The following is a 3,234-nucleotide window of genomic DNA, read 5'->3' as shown; positions in this document are numbered from 1 at the left end:
ACGACCCCGGGGGCGACCGCGGGCACGCTGCTGCGCGCGCGTTCCTGCTACATGTGCAAGCAGCGCTACACCGTGGTCGACGCGTTCCACCACAACCTCTGTCCGAGCTGCGCGGCCTCGAACCGCGCGCGCCGGGACGCGCGGACGGACCTCACCGGGCGTCGGGCGCTGCTCACCGGCGGGCGGGCGAAGATCGGGATGTACATCGCGCTGCGGCTGCTCCGCGACGGCGCGCACACCACGATCACCACCCGGTTCCCGCACGACGCGGTGCGTCGGTTCTCCGCGGTCGAGGACAGCGCCCAGTGGCTGCACCGGCTGCGGGTGGTGGGCATCGACCTGCGCGACCCGGCGCAGGTCGCCGCCCTGGCGGACGACGTCGCGGCCCAGGGTCCGCTCGACGTCCTGATCAACAACGCGGCCCAGACGGTCCGGCGCGCGGTGGGCTCGTACTCCGCGCTCGTCGAGGCCGAGCAGGAGCCGCTGCCCCCGGACACGGTGCCCGAGGTGCTGGTGTTCTCGCACTCCAGCGACGCACACCCGGCCGCGCTGGCCGGGGCGGTCCCCGCGCTCGGTGCGGTCGTGGAGACCGAGGAGGGCTCGGCGGTGGGGGTCCCGCCGGTCGCCGGGACACCCGCGCAGCGGCTCGCCGCGCTCGCCATGACCGCACGCAGCGCCTCCCCCGAGCGGATCGCCGCGGGCATCGCGGTGGACGCGGGCGGCCTGCTGCCGGACACGGCCCGGGTGAACAGCTGGGTGGCGAACGTCGAGGGCGTGGACCCGCTCGAGCTGCTCGAGGTCCAGCTCTGCAACCAGACGGCGCCGTTCATCCTGATCAGCCGCCTGCGCGCGGCCCTGGCGGCGGGCGCGCGGCAGGCGGCGTCGGGGCGGGCCTACGTGGTGAACGTCAGCGCGATGGAGGGGGTCTTCGGGCGCGGGTACAAGGCACCCGGGCACCCGCACACCAACATGGCGAAGGCCGCGCTGAACATGCTGACCCGCACGAGCGGGGAGGAGATGTTCGAGCGCGACCGCATCCTCATGACGGCGGTCGACACCGGCTGGATCACCGACGAGCGGCCGCACCACACCAAGCTGCGGTTGGCGGAGGAGGGCTTCCACGCCCCCCTCGACCTCGTCGACGGCGCCGCCCGGGTCTACGACCCGGTGGTCCGGGGCGAGCAGGGCGAGGACCTCTACGGCTGCTTCCTCAAGGACTTCCAGGTCTCGACCTGGTAGGTCTCCTGGCAGGGTCGCGGCCCGCCCTCACCGCCCGAGCCGCGACCCCGACCGCCCAGGTCGCCCCCACCCTCACCCCGTGAGCCGCGACCCCGGCCGTGCCGGGTCGCCCCCACCCTCACCCCGTGAGCCGCGACCCCGGCCGTCCGCCGAGTCGGTCACGGTCAGGAACGACCACGCGGTCAGGCACCCCGACTCGGTGTGCGGCCGGACGTGACTCGCGCCCACCGCAAGGACCTGTGGACAACTCGGGAGACCCGCCCGCGTCCTGTCGGACCCCGCAGATAGGTTCGGGCACGTGCTCCAGATCCACCGCGCCGAACGCGCAGACGTGCTCGCCGCAGCCCTCGCCGAGGTCGTCGGCGGGCCTGCGGCGGACCCGTTCGTGCCCGTGGTCGTCGCGGTGCCCGAGCGCGGGGTCGAGCGGTGGCTCCAGCAGCGCCTGGCGCTGCGCCTCGGCACCGGTACGGGGTCGGACGGCGTGTGTGCGAACGTCCGCTTCCCCTCCCCCGGCCAGGTCCTCACCGAGGCCGTCAACGCGGCGACCGGCACCGATCCGGACACCGACCCCTGGCATCCCGCCCGCGCGGTCTGGCCGCTGCTGGAGGAGGTCGTCGCCGCTGTCGAGAGCCCCGGGGACATCTTCGCGGCCCTCGCCGCCCACCTCCGCCACAGCGGCAGCACCCGCACCTACGCCGTCGCGCGGCGGCTGTCGGACCTCTTCGCGAGCTACGCCGTGCACCGCCCGGACATGCTCCGCGCCTGGCACGCGGGCGAGCCGGACGACACCCCGGAGGACCTTCGCTGGCAGGTCGAGCTCTGGCGCAGGCTCCGCGCGCGGATCGGCGTCCCCGGCCCGGCCGAGCGGCTGGCGGAGGCGGACCGGGTCCTGCGCGCCGATCCCGGGCGGGCGGACCTGCCCGCGGAGCTGAGCGTCTTCGGCCCCACCCGGCTGGCCGCCGAGCACATCGCGGTGCTCGATGCACTGGCCGAGCACCGGGCCGTCCACCTCTGGCTGCCCCATCCCTCCCCCGTCCTGTGGGCGGCGCTGGAGAGCGGCGGAGCGGCGATCCCGCGCGCCGAGGACCACTCGGCGGACGTGGTGCGCAACCCGCTGCTCCGTTCCCTGGGGCGAGACGTCCGGGAGCTGCAGCTCCGCCTGCCCGCAGGCGCCCGCGGCGTCCACCACGAGGGGGCACCGAGCCCGCCGACCCTGCTCGGCAGGCTCCAGGAGGCCCTCCGCACCGACCGTGCGCCCGGCGGCGACCGACCGCTCCTCGAACCGGGCGACCGGAGCGTGCAGGTCCACGCCTGCCACGGGCCGGACCGGCAGGTGGAGGTGCTGCGCGAGATCGTCCTCGGCCTGCTCGCGCAGGACGCGACCCTCGAGCCGCGGGACGTCATCGTGATGTGCCCGGACATCGAGGCGTTCGCCCCGCTGATCTCCGCGTCGTTCGGGCTGGCCACCGAGGTGGAGGAGGACACCCATCCCGGGCACCGGCTGCGCGTCCGGCTCGCGGACCGGGCGCTCCGCCAGGCGAACCCGCTGCTCGGCACGGTCTCGGCGCTGCTGGAGCTGGCGGACTCGCGGGTCTCGGCGTCGCAGGTGCTGGACCTCGTGGGCTCCCACCCCGTCCGCCGCCGCTTCCGCCTGGACGACGACGCGGTGGACCGGATCGGCGAGCTCGTCGTCCGCTCCGGCGTGCGCTGGGGGCTCGACGGCGAGCACCGCCGCCCCTTCCGGCTCGACGGTTTCCCGCAGAACACCTGGTCGGCGGGGCTGGACCGGATGCTGCTCGGGGTCGCGATGGCCGAGCGGCCGGGGGCACAGGGCTGGCTGGGGACCGCCCTCCCGCTCGACGACGTGGACTCCTCCGACGTGGACCTCGTCGGCTCGCTCGCCGAGATCCTGGACCGGTTGCGCACCGCGCTCGAGGCGCTGGCCGGGCCCCAGCCGCTCACCGTGTGGGTCGCCGCGCTCCTGGAGGGGCTGTC

At 75.5% G+C, this 3,234-nt stretch carries 2 protein-coding genes; both read left to right on the top strand.

From position 1 onward, the window contains the following. Nucleotides 1–1,239, top strand: a 1,239-nt coding sequence (locus H5J29_RS26570; RefSeq protein WP_181783744.1) for an SDR family NAD(P)-dependent oxidoreductase, incomplete at its 5' end; no start/stop codon positions are given. A gap of 298 nt (nt 1,240–1,537) precedes the next feature. Continuing rightward, nucleotides 1,538–3,234: exodeoxyribonuclease V subunit gamma (locus tag H5J29_RS26565; protein ID WP_181783743.1), on the top strand; the 1,697-nt coding region annotated here is incomplete at its 3' end.

This window comes from Pseudonocardia pini, assembly GCF_013870575.1.
Lineage (GTDB): Bacteria > Actinomycetota > Actinomycetes > Mycobacteriales > Pseudonocardiaceae > Pseudonocardia > Pseudonocardia pini.
The sequence above is the reverse complement of the archived record's forward strand: the minus strand, read 5'-3'. Positions and strand labels throughout refer to the sequence as shown.